This window comes from Mesorhizobium sp. M0139, assembly GCF_040322455.1.
GTDB lineage: Bacteria > Pseudomonadota > Alphaproteobacteria > Rhizobiales > Rhizobiaceae > Mesorhizobium.
Map to the genome: position 1 here is coordinate 20,429 of NZ_JAMYTN010000025.1, position 14,895 is coordinate 35,323.

Annotated in this window: 14 protein-coding genes; 7 read left to right on the plus strand and 7 right to left on the minus strand. The window is 62.9% G+C overall.

Going from position 1 to position 14,895, the window contains the following annotated elements; all coding sequences use genetic code 11:
• The first annotated feature begins 119 nt into the window (after positions 1-119).
• The 7 genes from NKJ58_RS28955 to NKJ58_RS28985 all read left to right on the plus strand — a co-directional run bounded on the left by NKJ58_RS28955 (position 120) and on the right by NKJ58_RS28985 (position 7,567).
• Positions 120-992 carry a carbohydrate ABC transporter permease gene (locus NKJ58_RS28955; RefSeq protein ID WP_023671249.1) on the plus strand — a complete coding sequence of 291 codons (873 nt, stop codon included), beginning with the start codon at positions 120-122 and terminating at the stop codon, positions 990-992.
• 11 nt (positions 993-1,003) lie between these two features.
• Complete coding sequence (locus tag NKJ58_RS28960; protein WP_023671250.1) at positions 1,004-1,828, plus strand: carbohydrate ABC transporter permease; 825 nt, start codon at positions 1,004-1,006, stop codon at positions 1,826-1,828.
• A 50-nt stretch (positions 1,829-1,878) separates the two neighbouring features.
• The gene (locus NKJ58_RS28965; protein ID WP_023689168.1) at positions 1,879-2,883 is read left to right on the plus strand and encodes an ABC transporter ATP-binding protein; all 1,005 of its coding nucleotides are present in this window, start codon (positions 1,879-1,881) and stop codon (positions 2,881-2,883) included.
• The gene (locus tag NKJ58_RS28970; protein ID WP_352519361.1) at positions 2,880-3,650 is read left to right on the plus strand and encodes an L-iditol 2-dehydrogenase; all 771 of its coding nucleotides are present in this window, start codon (positions 2,880-2,882) and stop codon (positions 3,648-3,650) included. Before NKJ58_RS28965 ends, NKJ58_RS28970 begins: the two co-directional genes overlap by 4 nt.
• A 46-nt stretch (positions 3,651-3,696) precedes the next feature.
• Positions 3,697-5,175, plus strand: coding sequence for a mannitol dehydrogenase family protein (locus tag NKJ58_RS28975; protein ID WP_352519362.1), 1,479 nt, complete (start codon positions 3,697-3,699; stop codon positions 5,173-5,175).
• Between the two features lie 11 nt (positions 5,176-5,186).
• Entirely contained in the window at positions 5,187-5,846 is a 660-nt protein-coding gene (locus tag NKJ58_RS28980; protein WP_023683588.1) for an HAD family hydrolase, read from the plus strand.
• 134 nt (positions 5,847-5,980) lie between these two features.
• On the plus strand, positions 5,981-7,567 hold the full coding sequence (locus NKJ58_RS28985; protein ID WP_023755460.1) for an FGGY-family carbohydrate kinase: 1,587 nt from the start codon (positions 5,981-5,983) through the stop codon (positions 7,565-7,567).
• A gap of 54 nt (positions 7,568-7,621) precedes the next feature.
• Here NKJ58_RS28985 and NKJ58_RS28990 read toward each other — a convergent pair whose 3' ends face one another.
• The 7 genes from NKJ58_RS28990 to NKJ58_RS29020 form a co-directional block, all read right to left on the minus strand.
• On the minus strand, positions 7,622-8,716 hold the full coding sequence (locus tag NKJ58_RS28990; RefSeq protein WP_023693092.1) for an ABC transporter ATP-binding protein: 1,095 nt from the start codon (positions 8,714-8,716) through the stop codon (positions 7,622-7,624).
• Between the two features lie 2 nt (positions 8,717-8,718).
• On the minus strand, positions 8,719-9,765 hold the full coding sequence (locus tag NKJ58_RS28995) for an NAD(P)-dependent alcohol dehydrogenase (protein WP_023693093.1): 1,047 nt from the start codon (positions 9,763-9,765) through the stop codon (positions 8,719-8,721).
• Positions 9,766-9,780: 15 nt separating this feature from the next.
• Positions 9,781-10,593 carry a carbohydrate ABC transporter permease gene (locus tag NKJ58_RS29000; protein ID WP_023693094.1) on the minus strand — a complete coding sequence of 271 codons (813 nt, stop codon included), beginning with the start codon at positions 10,591-10,593 and terminating at the stop codon, positions 9,781-9,783.
• An 11-nt stretch (positions 10,594-10,604) separates the two neighbouring features.
• Positions 10,605-11,471 carry a carbohydrate ABC transporter permease gene (locus NKJ58_RS29005; RefSeq protein WP_023683583.1) on the minus strand — a complete coding sequence of 289 codons (867 nt, stop codon included), beginning with the start codon at positions 11,469-11,471 and terminating at the stop codon, positions 10,605-10,607.
• A 97-nt stretch (positions 11,472-11,568) separates the two neighbouring features.
• Positions 11,569-12,840, minus strand: coding sequence for an ABC transporter substrate-binding protein (locus NKJ58_RS29010; RefSeq protein WP_352560046.1), 1,272 nt, complete (start codon positions 12,838-12,840; stop codon positions 11,569-11,571).
• Between the two features lie 229 nt (positions 12,841-13,069).
• Positions 13,070-13,987 (minus strand): AraC family transcriptional regulator, encoded by a 918-nt coding sequence (locus tag NKJ58_RS29015; protein WP_023736914.1) that lies wholly within the window; start codon positions 13,985-13,987, stop codon positions 13,070-13,072.
• Positions 13,988-14,082: 95 nt separating this feature from the next.
• Positions 14,083-14,892, minus strand: a complete 810-nt coding sequence (locus NKJ58_RS29020; protein WP_023732678.1) for a helix-turn-helix transcriptional regulator — start codon at positions 14,890-14,892, stop codon at positions 14,083-14,085.
• Between the last annotated feature and the right edge of the window lie 3 nt (positions 14,893-14,895).

The window sequence follows — 14,895 nt, forward strand, 5'->3', positions numbered from 1 at the left end:
GGCTCCTCCCGGTGCCGAATGCCGGCCGCCTCCTTGGCCGGCAACGGCCGCCCGAATCCCAGTTCGGGCGGCCCCTTTCACACACCTGAAAATTTGGCTGACCTTGAAGGGTGACCGTCATGGCTACTCAGCAGACCCGTTCGCTTGCCCGCTTTATGTTGGCGCCATCCGTGGTGCTGCTGTTCGTCTGGATGATCGTGCCGCTGGCACTCACGATCTGGTTCTCCTTCCAGCAGTACAATCCGCTCAATCCGATCCGCGACGGGTTTGTCTGGTTCTCGAATTACTCGCTGTTCTATTCCAACCCGGCATTCCTGCAGTCGATCCTCAACACGCTGGTCCTGGTGGGCAGCGTGCTGCTGATCACCGTCATCGGAGGCATCATGCTGGCGCTGTTGATCGATCAGCCGATGTGGGGACAGGGGATCGTCCGCATCCTCGTCATCTCTCCGTTCTTCGTCATGCCGCCGGTGGCTGCACTTGTCTGGAAGAACATGATCATGCACCCGCAATACGGCGTCTTTGCCGACATTGCGCGCTTCTTCGGGGCTCAACCGATCGACTGGTTCGGGCAGCATCCGATGCTGGCCATCATCATCATCGTCGCCTGGCAATGGCTTCCCTTCGCCACGCTGATCCTGCTGACCGCATTGCAGTCGCTCGACGGCGAGCAGAAGGAAGCCGCCGAGATGGACGGCGCCGGCTTCGTCAGCCGCTTCATCTATCTGACGCTGCCGCACATGTCGCGCGCCATCACCGTCGTCATCCTGATCCAGACCATCTTCCTGCTGTCGGTCTATGCCGAAATCCTGGTCACCACCAATGGCGGACCCGGCTATGCCTCCACCAACCTGCCCTTCCTCGTCTACCAGAAGGCATTGCTGGAGTTCAAAATCGGCCAGGCATCGGCCGGCGGTGTCATCGCCGTCATTCTCGCCAACATCGTCGCCTTCTTCGCCATGCGCGCGGTGGGCAAGAACCTGGACAAGTAAGGGAGGATACGATGGCACGTGCAGTCACCACCCAACACAAGGTCATTGCGACAGGCGCCGCCTGGATCGTCGCGCTGCTGATCTTCTTCCCGATCCTCTACACGATCATCACCTCGTTCAAGTCGGAGCAGGAGGCCATCCAGGGCTTCGCGCTGATCCCGTCGGGGACGTTCGAGAGCTATACCGAGGTCCAGGCGCAGAGCGGCTACTTCAAGTTCTTCTTCAACTCGGTGCTGCTCTCGGTCGGCTCGACCATCCTGGCCCTGATAGTCGCGGTTCCGGCCGCCTGGTCGATGGCCTTCTCGCCGGGCAAGTGGACCAAGGACATCCTGATGTGGATGCTCTCGACCAAGATGATGCCGGCGGTTGCCGTGCTGTTCCCGATCTACCTCATCTTCCGCGATGCCGGACTGCTCGACAGCCGCATCGGCCTGATGATCATGCTGATGCTGATCAACCTGCCGATCGTGATCTGGATGCTCTACACCTACTTCCGCGAAATCCCCGGCGAGATCCTGGAAGCGGCACGCATGGACGGCGCCACCCTGTGGGGCGAGATCGTCTATGTGCTGACCCCCATGGCCGTGCCGGGCATCGCCTCGACCATGCTGCTCAACATCATCCTGGCGTGGAACGAAGCGTTCTGGACCATCCGCCTGACCACCACCGAGGCGGCGCCGCTGACGGCCTTCATCAGTTCGTTCTCAAGCCCGCAAGGCCTGTTCTGGGCCAAGCTTTCGGCGGCATCGACGCTGGCCATCGCGCCCATCCTGATCATGGGCTGGTTCAGCCAGAAGCAGCTGGTGCGCGGGCTGACCTTCGGTGCGGTAAAATAACGGACGTTGCCTGAAGCAATCCGGCCAAATAACCCCTCGGGGAGGAAACCATGGGAAACATCACGCTCAAGAACGTCTCCAAGCATTTCGGATCGACGGTCATCATTCCAGGCCTCGACCTGGTCATCGAGAATGGCGAGTTCGTCGTCTTCGTCGGGCCGTCGGGTTGCGGCAAGTCCACGTTGCTGCGCCTCATCGCCGGGCTCGAGGACACCAGCGGGGGCACCATCAACATCGATGGCCGTGACGTCACCGGCGAGGCGCCGGCCAAGCGCAAGCTGGCCATGGTATTCCAGTCCTATGCGCTCTATCCGCATATGACGGTGGCCAAGAACATCGGCTTCCCGCTGAAGATGGCGGGCGAGGATGTGGCGACGATCGACAAGAAGGTGAAGGACGCGGCCCGGGTCCTCAACCTCACCAACTATCTCGAACGCCGGCCCGGCCAGCTCTCTGGCGGCCAGCGGCAACGCGTCGCCATCGGCCGCGCCATCGTGCGCCAGCCCTCGGCATTCCTGTTCGACGAGCCGCTGTCCAATCTCGACGCCGCACTGCGCGGCACCATGCGGCTCGAAATCAGCGAGCTGCACCATCAGCTCAAGACGACGATGGTCTACGTCACCCACGACCAGATCGAAGCCATGACCATGGCCGACAAGATCGTCGTGCTCAACGCCGGCAACATCGAACAGGTCGGCTCGCCGATGGAACTCTACAAGTCGCCGAAGAACCTGTTCGTGGCGGGCTTCATCGGTTCGCCGAAAATGAACCTGATCGAAGGTGCGCCGGCGGCCAAATACAACGCCAAGACCATCGGCATTCGTCCTGAGCATATGGGGATATCGACCACAGCGGGCGACTGGAAAGCCCTTGTCGGCGTCGCCGAGCATCTGGGCTCCGACACCTTCCTGCATGTCCAGGCCGACGGCGTCGGTCCGCTGACGGTACGCGCCGATGGCGAACTGGCCGTACGCCACGGCGACACCATCTATTTGACGCCGGACAAGGTCCGCATGCATCGCTTCGGCCCCGACGGAAAGGCGCTGACGCAGTGAGACTGAAAGGCAAATCGGCGCTGATCACCGGATCCGCGCGCGGCATCGGCAGGGCTTTTGCCGAAGCCTATACGCGCGAGGGTGCCACGGTGGCCATTGCCGACATCAATCTGGCGGCTGCCGAAAAGACGGCCGCCGAGATTGGCGCCAACGCCTATCCGGTCAGGCTCGACGTCAGCGACCTTGCTTCGATCCAGGCGGCGGTCAAGGCGGTCGAAACAAAGACCGGCGGCCTCGACATACTGATTAACAATGCTGCCTTGTTCGACTTGGCGCCGATCGTCGAGATCACCGAAGCGAGCTATGACAAATTGTTCTCCGTCAACGTCGCCGGCACTTTGTTCATGCTGCAGGCAGCGGCGCGTTCGATGATCGCAAGGGGCAAGGGCGGCAAGATCATCAACATCGCCAGCCAGGCAGGACGGCGCGGCGAGCCGCTGGTCGCCGTCTATTGCGCCACCAAGGCCGCGGTGATTTCGCTGACCCAGTCCGCCGGGCTCGACCTGATCAAGCACCGCATCAACGTCAATGGCATCGCGCCCGGCGTCGTCGACAGCGATATGTGGGATGAGGTCGATGCGCTGTTCGCCAAATATGAGAACCGGGCGAAGGGCGAGAAGAAGCGGCTGGTCGGCGAGGGCGTGCCCTATGGCCGCATGGGCAAGCCGGAGGACCTGACCGGCATGGCGGTGTTCCTGGCCAGCGACGACGCCGAATACATTGTCGCCCAGACCTACAATGTCGATGGCGGCCAATGGATGAGTTGATGGGCCGGGATCACGCAGGCCGCAGCCCGGCCAAAAGGGTAGAAAAATGACCGTGAAACTCTCCTCCTCGATCCTCTCGGAACTCCCCGCCAAGGTCGCCGGTCCGAAATACGACCGCGCTGCGCTCAAACCCGGTATCGTGCATTTCGGCGTCGGCAATTTCCATCGCTCGCATCAGGCGGTCTATCTCGACGATCTCTTCAATTCAGGCATCGGCCATGACTGGGCGCTGGTCGGCGCCGGGGTCTTCGAGGGCGAAAAAATCGGCCGTTCCAAGCTGCAGGAGCAGGACTGGCTGACCACCGTGGTCGAGCAGGATTCCGATCATATGAGCGCCCGCGTCACCGGCGTCATGATCGACTTCCTGACGCCCGGCGATGCGGATGCGATCATCGACCAGCTCGCCGATCCGGCGATCAAGATCGTCTCGCTGACCATCACGGAAGGCGGTTATTTCATCGATCCGGCCTCCGGCAAGTTCAACCCGACCCACCCCGACATCGTCGCCGACGCACAGGCAGGCACGACGCCGAAGACGGTGTTCGGCCTCATCCTTGCGGGCCTGATGCGCCGCCGGGCCGACGGCATCGTGCCGTTCACCGTCATGTCCTGCGACAACATCCCTCATAATGGCCATGTCACCTCGGATGGCGTCATTGGGCTGGCCCGGCTGATCGACGAGGATCTGGCGAACTGGGTCAGCGACAATGTCGCCTTTCCCAACGGCATGGTCGACCGCATCACGCCCGCCACCTCCGACCGCGAGCGCGGTATTCTCGCCTCGGAGTTCGGCCTTGAGGACAACTGGCCGGTGTTCTGCGAGCCGTTCAAGCAATGGGTGCTGGAAGACCGTTTCACCGACGGCCGCCCACCGCTGGAAAAGGTCGGTGTGCAATTCGTGAGGGATGTCGCGCCCTATGAGCTGATGAAGATCCGCATCCTCAATGGCGGTCATGCCACGATCGCTTATCCCGCAGGGTTGATGGACATCCATTTCGTCCATGAGGCGATGCAGGAGCCGCTGGTGCGCGGCTTCCTCGCCAAGCTCGAGCATGACGAGATCATCCCGACCGTGCCACCGGTGCCGGACACCGTGCTGGAGGATTATTATCAGCTCATCGAGCAGCGCTTTTCCAACCCCAAGATCGGCGACACCATCCGCCGGCTCTGCCTCGACGGTTCCAACCGGCAGCCGAAATTCATCATCCCGACCATTGCCGACCGGCTGAAGGCCGGCAAAGGCGTCGCGGGTCTGGCGCTCGAGTCCGCGCTGTGGTGCCGCTACTGTTTCGGCACCACCGACAGCGGCGCCGACATCGAAGCCAACGATCCCAGCTGGGACCGGCTGCAGGCAAGCGCGAAGGCGGCGAAGGATAAGCCCGGTGCCTGGCTTGCGATGGAGGATATCTATGGCGGTGTCGGCCGCTCGGCGCCGTTCGCCGAGGTCTTTGCCCATGCGCTCAACGTCTTGTGGGCGAATGGCACGCGCGCGACGCTGACGCGCTACATCTCCGGCAAGCTCTGACGCCAGCCGCAATGACGCCCGAACTGGTCATCTTCGACTGTGACGGCGTGCTGGTCGACAGCGAGGCGCTGTCGGTTTCGGCTCTGCTCGGCATGATCTCTGCCGCCGGGGGCTCGGTCAGCGAGGATGCGGCCTACGAGCATTTCCTCGGCAAGAGCATGAAGAGCGTGCGCGAGATACTTCTTCGCGATTTCACCATCGACATCACCGACGTGCATCTGACCGATATGCGCGTCGAGCTGATGCGCAAATTCCGCGAGGAGCTGAAGCCGATTCCCGGCATCAGCGACATCCTGCCGAGGCTGGGCGTGCCCTGCTGCGTCGCTTCCTCCGGCACGCTCGACCGCATTCGCTATGCGCTCGACGTTACCGGCCTGCTCGGCCTGCTCGAGCCCCATCTGTTCAGCGCTGCCATGGTCGCGCGCGGCAAGCCGGCGCCGGATCTTTTTCTCCATGCCGCCGCTGCTATGCGCGCGCATCCCGGTAATTGCATCGTAATCGAGGACAGCCCTGCCGGCATCGCGGCGGCGCGTGCGGCCGGTATGCGCGTCTTTGCTTTCACCGGCGGTTCGCACGCCGGCAACCCGGCCTTGAAAGCGCGGCTTGCGTCGAGTGAACCGGACTTTATATTCGCGGACATGCTGCAATTGCCCGATCTGATTGCAGGCTAGAGCATGATGCCGAAAAGTGTGAAGCGGTTTTCGGACGACATCATGCTCTACTTCTTTGATTTAGAGACGGATTCAGATTTCAGGTCGAACAGACCTGAAATCATACGGCTCTAGGGAGCGAGAGTAAAAGCATCTTGACGAAGAGCTTCGTTTGCGCGGTCGATGTCGGCACCGGGAGCGCCCGCGCGGGCATTCTCGATACGTCAGGCACCTTGCTCGGCCGCGCCGAGCATCCGATCGTCATGAACCAGCCGAAGGCCGATCACGCCGAGCACAATTCGCAGGATATCTGGTCGGCGGTCTGCATCGCGGTGCGTGCCGCGCGCGAAAAGGCCGGTGTGTCAGCCGACGATATTGTCGGCATGTCGTTCGACGCCACCTGCTCGCTGGTGGTGCTGGACAGGAATGCCGGCCAGCTCAGCGTCTCGGTGACGGGCGAACGGCGCTGGGACACCATCGTCTGGCTCGACCATCGCGCCATCGCCGAGGCAGATGAATGCACCGATAGCGGCCACGCCGTACTCGACTATATCGGTGGCGTCATGTCGCCGGAAATGGCGACGCCGAAGCTGATGTGGCTAAAGCGCAATCTGCCGGGAACTTGGCATGAAGCCGGCTACCTATTCGACCTCACCGATTTCCTGACCTGGAAGGCGACCGGGTCGCTGGCGCGCTCGCAATGCACGCTGACCGCCAAATGGACCTATCTGGCGCATGAGGAAACCGGCTGGCGCCGTGACTTCTTCGACAGGGTCGGGCTTGGCGATCTGTTCGAACACGGCAGCCTGCCGGAGAAGGCAAGTGCTGTCGGCGCAGACATCGGCACGCTCACCCCTGAAGCGGCGGCGGAGTTGGGCTTGAGCGAAAACTGTCGGGTCGGCGCCGGCGTCATCGATGCCTATGCCGGCGCGCTTGGCGTGCTCGGCGGCTTTGCTGGCGACGAGCAGAATATCGGCCGCCATCTGGCATTGATCGCCGGCACCTCGTCCTGCGTCATGGCGATGTCGCCCGACCCGCAGCCTTTCGCCGGCGTCTGGGGTCCATACTATGGCGCCGCACTGCCAAAGCTCTGGCTGTCGGAAGGCGGACAGTCGGCCACTGGTGCCTTGCTCGACCACATCATTCGCTGGCATGGCGCCGGCGGCGAGCCGGATGCGGCCATGCATGCCAAGATCGCCAGGCGCGTCGCTGAACTGCGCAGCACCGAAGGCGACAAGCTGGCGGCGAGGTTGCATGTACTGCCGGATTTCCACGGCAACCGCTCGCCGCTTGCCGACCCGCATGCCGTCGGCGTGGTCAGCGGGCTGACGCTGGATTCCTCCTTCGACAGTCTGTGCAAGCTGTATTGGCGCACCGCCGTCGGCATCGCACTCGGCGTGCGCCATGTGCTGGAGGCGCTGAACGAGAACGGCTATCTCATCGACACGCTGCATGTCACCGGCGGCCACACCAAGAACCCGTTGCTGATGGAGCTTTATGCCGACGCGACCGGCTGCGCGGTGATCGAGCCGCTGGCCGACGAAGCCGTTCTGCTCGGCACCGGCATGGTCGCCGCCACCGCGGCCGGTCTGTTCCCGGACCTGAATGCCGCTTGCGTCGCCATGCAGCAAGGCGGCAGGGCGCGCACCTCGAACCCGGCCGCGTCAGGCCGCTTCGACCGCGACTACAAGATTTTCCTCGAAATGCACCGCCAGCGGCAGGAGCTCGACGCCATCAGCTAGAGCAATTCCAGGAAAAGTGTGAAACGGTTTTCCGTCCGGAATTGCGTACCAAATCTAGGCCTCCTCTCGCCGGCGCAAGGATGCGCCGGTCGCCGCGTCGAACAGATGCACGCTCTCCTCCTCGAATGTGTAGCGCACAGGCGCGCGCAACGCCGGGCATTCACGGGCCGATACCAATGCGCCGACCTCCTTGCCGCCGCAGGCGAACGTCACCAGCGCGTCATTGCCATGGAACTCGATGAGGTCGGCGGTGCCTTGCAGAAGATTGATGCTCTGAGCGCCGGCGGTCTTCAGGTCCGGCGGTCGGATTCCAAGCACGGCGCGCTGGACGCCGCGTAGATCGAAGCCCGAGCCTTCTATGGAGAAGCTCGAGCCGCCGGCTGTCAGCGTCCAGCGTTCGTCCTTCCGCCCGACGGCCACGTCGATGAAATTCATGTTCGGCGTACCGATGAAGCCGGCGACGAACAGATTGCCCGGCTGGCGATAGATCTCGGCCGGCGAGCCGATCTGTTCGATGACGCCATCCCTGAGCAGCACTATCCGGTCGGCCAGCGTCATCGCTTCGAGCTGGTCGTGGGTGACATAGACGGTAGTGGTCTTCAGCGACTGGTGCAGGCGGGCGATTTCGACCCGCATATGGTTGCGAAGTTTGGCGTCGAGATTCGACAGCGGCTCGTCGAACAGGAACACTTTCGGCGTCTTGATCATGGCGCGCGCAATCGCCACGCGCTGCTGCTGTCCGCCGGAAAGCTCGGTCGGTTTGCGGGCGAGATAAGGCTCGAGGCCCAGCGTCTCTGCCACCGCTTGGACCCGCTTCTTTATCTCGGCCGCCGAAACCTTCTGCCGCTTGAGTCCGAAGGCGATGTTGTCGAAGATCGTCATATGCGGGTAGAGCGCATAGTTCTGGAACACCATGGCGATGCCGCGCTCGCCGGGCTCGAGATCGTTGACCACTCTGCCGCCGATCGACACTTCGCCGCCGCTGATATCCTCCAGCCCGGCCAGCATCCTGAGCAAGGTCGACTTGCCGCAGCCGGATGGGCCTAGGAACACGACGAACTCATGCTCCTCGATCGAGAGATTGAGATCGCGGATGACGGTGGTAGCCCCATACGCCTTGTCGACATGGGAGCAAACGATCGCGGACATGGTCAGCCCTTCTCGCCGGTAAGCAGGATTTGCAGCTTGACGTCTTGCGGCTTGCCTTGCGCCGCCCGCTCGAAGGCCTTGATACTGTCGGAGAAATCATAAGTGCCGGTGATCAGCGGCTTGAGGTCGACCTTCCCCGAGGCGATCAGCTGCAGCGCCCGGTCGAAGATGTTGGCGTAACGGAACACCGTCTCGATGCGCACTTCCTTGGAGATCGCCGCCGGAACGTTGAGGCTGACCGGTTCGACCGGCAGTCCGACCAGCACCACCGCGCCGCCCGGCCGCACGACATCGAACAGGTCGGCGAATGCCTTCGGGCTGCCGCTCGCCTCGAACACGATATCCGCGCTCCAATTGTCGGTCGCGGCGGAGACTGCGTCGACCAGCGATTGCTCGCTGATATTGACCGGCACGATGCCGGGATATTGTGCGGCAATCTCGAGCTTGGGTGCGGAAAAATCGGAGATCAGCACCTTCGAGCAGCCGCCGGCCAGCGCCGCCAGCGCGATCATGATGCCGATCGGGCCGCAGCCGACGACGACGGCGACGTCGCCAGGCACGATGCGGGCGCGGCTCGCCGCCTGCATGCCGATGGCAAAGGGTTCGACCATCGCGCCTTCGGCGAAGGTGACATTGTCCGGCAGTCTGTAGGTGAAGGCGGCCGGGTGCACCGCATAGGGCGCCAGCACGCCATGCACCGGCGGTGTCGCCCAGAAGCTGACATCGGGATCGACATTATAGATGCCGAGCCTCGTCGCGCGCGACGACAGGTTCGGCACGCCCGGCTCCATGCAGACGCGGTCGCCGACCTTCAGCGTGCCGACATTGGCGCCGACCTCGACGATCGTTCCCGCGGCTTCGTGGCCAAGCACCATCGGAGCCCGCACCACATAGCTGCCGATCGCGCCATGCGTGTAATAGTGCACGTCGCTGCCGCAGACGCCGACCGTGTGGATGGCTATCTTGACATCGCCCGGTCCGACGTCGAGCGGCAGCGCGATCTCGCGCAACGACAGTTCGCCTTTTTTCTCAAGCACCAGTGCCCGCATCGGTAAGTCCTCGCATCAAGTCTTTTTTTGCCGGAAAACGGAATTCAGGAAGCCGCTGAGCACGCCCAGGAACAGCAGCGGCGGTAGCGACAACAGCACGACCGAGGCGTTGAGGATTCCCCACGGCACGTTCATGCCTTGCTGTGAAAGTTCGGAAGCGACGATCGGCAATGTCTTGGCGTTGGAACTGGACAGCATCAGCGCGATCAGGAATTCGTTCCACACCAGCACGAAGCTGAAGGCGACGGCGCCGATCAGCGAGCGCGCCGCTACCGGCAGCGCAATGCGCCAGAACACCGAGTAAGCGCCGTAGCCGTCGACGAAAGCGGCTTCCTCGATTTCCTTCGGCACGGCCTGGAAGGCGGGAATGGCGAGCCACATGATCACCGAGATGGTGAGCAGCGAATAGGTGACGATCAGCGCCGGCAAGGTGTCGTAGAGCCCGATCTGCAGCCAGATCACCATCAGCGGAATGGCGACTGCCACCGGGGGCAGGAAGCGCAGCGACAACACGAAGAACTGGATGTCGCCAGCGAAGCGATTGGGATAGCGCGCCACCGCATAGGCTGCCGGAAGGCCGAGCATGACGCCGATCAGCACGGCGACGCCGCAGGAAATGACCGAGTTATAGAGACCGGCCATGACGCTGTCGCGGCCGATGATGTAGCTGATATTGTCGAAGGTCGGGGTAAACACCAGGCGCGGCACGCGGGTGATGATGTCGACATTGTTCTTCAGCGAATTGACCGCCGTCCAGGCGAGCGGAAACACCGCCATGAAGCCGGCGAAGGCCAGGATGATCTTGCCGATGAGGCGGCCCGGTCTCATGCGATACGGCCTCATGCCTGCACCCGCTTCCACAGCATGGTGAAGGTGATGACAGTCGCGATCATCATCAGCACCGCCATGGCCGAGGCATAGGACACCTTGCCGGATTCGATGAAGCCTTGCGAGAAGGCGTACATGTCGAGCGTCTCGGTCGCCACGCCCGGCCCGCCGCGCGTCATCACATAAATCAGGTCGAAGGAGCGCAGCGATTCGATCATCTTGACGAACATCAGGCTGATCAGCGGCGCCTTCAGCATAGGCAAGGTCACATAGGCATGGATCTGCCAGCGTTTGGCGTGGTCGAGCCGCGCCGCTTCGATCGGCTGCGGCGGCAAGGTCTCCAGAAGCTTCAGCACGATGACCGCGAAGAACAGTCCCCACTGCCAGACATCGACCGAGGCGACGGCAAACAGGGCCGTCGACGGCTTCGACAGCGGGTCGAAGATCAGCCCGCCGGTGATCAGCCTGTAGGGATAGGTGGCGATGCCGTAGAGCGGATGATAGGCAAACTTCCACACGAAGGCCGCCGAGACACGCGGCAACAGCACCGGGATGATGAACAGCAGGCAGTAGATGTTGCGCAGCCGCGGCGACGCCACTTCGAACATCAGCACGCCGAGCCCGATCGCCACCATCATCGTCGCCACCACGGTGACGATTTCCCACTTCACCGAAACCCAGACCGCGTTGAGGAAACGCCGGTCGGCGAACAGGTCGATGAAGTTCGACAGCCAGACCCAGGAATAGTCCGACGAGCTCAGCTCGCGGTTCTGCAGCGCAATGACGATGGCGTACAGCGTCGGCACCATCGACAGCACCAGAAGAATGGCGAGCGTCGGAACCAGAAACGTCACGGGCAGGGAAGAGCGTCGGCGCATTGCCTATCCTCGGGCTGTGCCTTTTGGGGAGAACCCGCGGCGCACAGGTCCCGGCATCCGGTCGAATGCCGTGGACCGCGCGCCGCGGGCGGGAGGATTACTTCTTCTTCACCAGCTCGTTGGCGTAGGCCTCGAGTTCGTCGAGGCCGCCCTTGACGTCGGTGCGCGTGCCGGTGACCAGCTCTTCCAGGATGATGCCCCAGCGGTCGCCGAGATCCGGCCAGCGCGGATCCTGCCAGAAGTTCACCGCCGTCACTTTGCCGGTATCGGCAAGCGCCTGGCCGAGATCGGCGCCGTAAATGTCGGCGAACTCCTTGCTGGACAGCACGCTGGTGCGGTTGAGCTCGCCGAATTGGTGCGCGTCGAGCCGGCGCTTCTCGTTCTCCTTCGACGTCGCCCAGGCGATGAACAGGCCGGCGCATTGCTTCGCGGCGTCATCGGCATTGGCCTTGGCGGCGATGGCGAGGCCGTGGCCGTAGCCGCCGCCGGTCAGTGGCGAGGGCGGCGGCAGGAAGCCGATCTTGCCGACCACTTGCGAGGTCTTCGGGTCGACCGCCATGCCCGACAGCGGCGTCGATTCGACCAAGATGGCAACTTGGCCCGACAGGAAGGCGCCGGTCGATTCATCCCAGCTGCCGGTCTGCGTGCCGGGCGCTGAATCCTTGAACAGTTTAAGATAGGTCTCGGTCGCTTTGACCGCGGCCGCGGAGTTGAAAGCCGGCTTGTCACCGTCGAACCATTTTCCGCCATAGGCCTTGAAGAACGGCATCCAGCGCCAGACATTGGCGCCCGAGCCACGCGCGCCGCGCAGCGCGATGCCGTACATGCCCTTGTCGGGATCGGTCAGCTTCGGCACGTCGGCGATCAACTCGTCCAGCGTCTTCGGCGGCTGGATGCCGGCGGCTTCCAGAATGTCCTTGCGGTAGACCATCAGGTCGCCGCCGCCGGTCAGCGGCGCGAACCACACCTTGCCGTCATAGGTGGCGACCTTCTGCCGGCCCGGGTCGAAATCGGCGTAGTCGTAGTCAGCCGGGTAATAGTCGGTGAGCGGCACGATCCATTTCGACGAGGCGAACAGCGCGACATTGGCTTCGTCGACATAGTAGACGTTGTAGTTGCCGACCGTGGACGCATCGGCGCGCGACTTTGCCCGGCGGTCGTTCTCGTTGAGATAGTCGATCTGGAAGCTGGCGCCGGCCAGTTTCTGGAACTCGTCCTTGGACGCCTCCAGCAGCGTCAGCCCGTCACGCGGTTGCGCCAGCACCTTGACCGGCGCCGAGCAGACCGGCGCCGCCAGCGCCATGGTCGAGAGGGTCGTGGTAAGCATGAAAGCTGCGCTTATGCTCGCAGCGAGCCGAATTGGTTTCATTGATTTTCTCCTCCAGGAACAGTCGCAGGAAGCGGAAGTCTTCGGTTGCGCGATCCTCGCCATCGCCCGAGCGACAAGCCACCCATCGCCAAAATGAGGAGTTGCTAAAGGCCGCGCTAGAAGCCCCGTTGCAGCAGACCTGTACTTTTATGCATTGTGCGCTGCAAAATCCGGCCCGCCTGCACGGCCTCTGTCACATGAGTACCGATGGAGTGAGGAAGGCCGGTTTTCAGGCGCGCATCGTCATCCGCTGCTTCGACAGCTTGCGGTAGGATGACGGCGTCATCCGGTGCTTGCGCAGGAAGGCGCGGTTAAAGTTGGAGATGTTCATGTAGCCGACCTGGAAGCAGATGTCGGTGATCGGAATATCGGTGTCCGCCAGCAGCTTGCAGGCTTGCCAGAGCCGGAGCTTGGCGATGTGGTCGCTGAAACTGTTGCCGGTGTTCTTCTGGAAGAAGCGCGAAAACGTGCTTTCGCTCATCCCGGCCAGCTCCGCCGCCTCCGGCAGCTTCAGATCCTCGGCGAAATGCTGGAAGAGATAGGTCAGCGTGCGCTGGATGATGTCCAGCGAGGTTGCGTCGAGCGCGGGTGAGAAATCCGGCGAGGACAAAAGCTCGTATTCGTCTGTCCTGGCCAGCAGATCGACCAGTTCGAGGAAGAGGCAAAACCGGGCGAGCCCGTGCACCGTGCCCATCCGTTCCATCAGCGCGGCGCCTTCGAGCGCGGCGCGGCCATGGAAGACCATGCCGCGCAGCGATCGCTCCAGGAACGGTTCCAGTTCGCGCAGTTCCGGCAGGAGTCCCGCCGAGCCGCGCAGCCGCTGCGGATCGAATTGCAGCACGATGTCGCGTCCTTCGATCAGCTCGCCGGGTTGCACCGATGTCACCCAGTCATGCGGCAGCCCGCCGCCGACGATGCTCAGGTAGCCCGGCCCGAATTCGCCGATGTGATCGCCGACCAGCGCGACCCCGGAAGACTTCCTCAGGAGATGGATCTCGTATTCCGGATGAAAATTCCAGACATTGCGCTCCCAGGGATAGTCGTCGAGCCGCCACAGGAAACTGTCGCTCGCCTCGGTGACGATGTGCTCGAAAGCGGGCACCGTGCGCGGGATCGCGGCCGTGTTCTTTCTGCGCCTGAATGCCATCGTCTGTTCTCCGGGGCGAATGAGGAAGCGGACCGGTTTCGGGTAATCCGTAGCAGTCTGTCGCCGGCAAGTGAACGATGTCTGCCTCAGCGAGTTCAACGCCGGCTCTCGATGATCTCGATGAAGCGGGCGAACAGCCCGGCCTGGGATTTGATGCCGAGTTTGCGATGGATGTTGCGGCGATGGACCTTCACCGTTCCCGGCACGATGCGCATGGCTCTTGCGATCGACTCGGTGGAATGCCCCTGCAGCACCAGATCGACGACATGCTTTTCGCGCGGGGTCAGCGACAGGCTTTCCCAAATGTGGGCGCGGTCGAACTCGTTGACGGCGGCGATCGTCTCGCCCTGCTCCGCTTCGTCCTGCTCCTCGGCCGAAAGTGCGGGCCAGCGCAACCGGGCGAAGTTGATGACCGCCGGCGCCATGTCGCGCAGCAGCCTGGCATCGGCGGTGCCGAAGGGACCCGAGGCGTGCAATCGCATCAGCGACAGCACCAGCGCATCCTTGCCGGGCAGCGGCACGAAGAAGCCGACCTCCTCGGCCAGCCTTGTCTGGCTATAGTAGGTGCGAAAATACTCGCTGGCATAGAAGCGGTCGGGCGCCAGCTCGCGCATGCGCCAGAACCCCTCCTTGCGCTCCACCGCCGCGTGATGAAATGGGTCGAGCAGATAAGGTCCTTCCTGATAGAGCGTGACGAAGACATGGCTCTCGGCCGGCGAGAAGGTTTCGAACAGCAGCGGCGGTCGCGATGCGCCGCGATAGCCGAAGATAACGCAGTGGTCGAAGCTGACATGCTGGCTCAGCCAATCGACCATTGCCTGGCCGAACATTTCGCCGCTGGTCTCTCGCGTTGCCGCGACAAGGGCTGCGAGCCGGCTGTATTCGTCGCTGCGGGACGCACTCAACCT

Excerpts from the sequence above, each read along its gene's own strand:
- NKJ58_RS28955 (WP_023671249.1), top strand. The coding sequence starts at position 120 with ATGGCTACTCAGCAGACCCGTTCGCTTGCCCGCTTTATGTTGGCGCCA.
- NKJ58_RS28960 (WP_023671250.1), top strand. The coding sequence starts at position 1,004 with ATGGCACGTGCAGTCACCACCCAACACAAGGTCATTGCGACAGGCGCC.
- NKJ58_RS28965 (WP_023689168.1), top strand. The coding sequence starts at position 1,879 with ATGGGAAACATCACGCTCAAGAACGTCTCCAAGCATTTCGGATCGACG.
- NKJ58_RS28975 (WP_352519362.1), top strand. The coding sequence starts at position 3,697 with ATGACCGTGAAACTCTCCTCCTCGATCCTCTCGGAACTCCCCGCCAAG.
- NKJ58_RS28980 (WP_023683588.1), top strand. The coding sequence starts at position 5,187 with ATGACGCCCGAACTGGTCATCTTCGACTGTGACGGCGTGCTGGTCGAC.
- NKJ58_RS28990 (WP_023693092.1), bottom strand. The coding sequence starts at position 8,716 with ATGTCCGCGATCGTTTGCTCCCATGTCGACAAGGCGTATGGGGCTACC.
- NKJ58_RS28995 (WP_023693093.1), bottom strand. The coding sequence starts at position 9,765 with ATGCGGGCACTGGTGCTTGAGAAAAAAGGCGAACTGTCGTTGCGCGAG.
- NKJ58_RS29000 (WP_023693094.1), bottom strand. The coding sequence starts at position 10,593 with ATGAGACCGGGCCGCCTCATCGGCAAGATCATCCTGGCCTTCGCCGGC.
- NKJ58_RS29005 (WP_023683583.1), bottom strand. The coding sequence starts at position 11,471 with ATGCGCCGACGCTCTTCCCTGCCCGTGACGTTTCTGGTTCCGACGCTC.
- NKJ58_RS29010 (WP_352560046.1), bottom strand. The coding sequence starts at position 12,840 with ATGAAACCAATTCGGCTCGCTGCGAGCATAAGCGCAGCTTTCATGCTT.
- NKJ58_RS29015 (WP_023736914.1), bottom strand. The coding sequence starts at position 13,987 with ATGGCATTCAGGCGCAGAAAGAACACGGCCGCGATCCCGCGCACGGTG.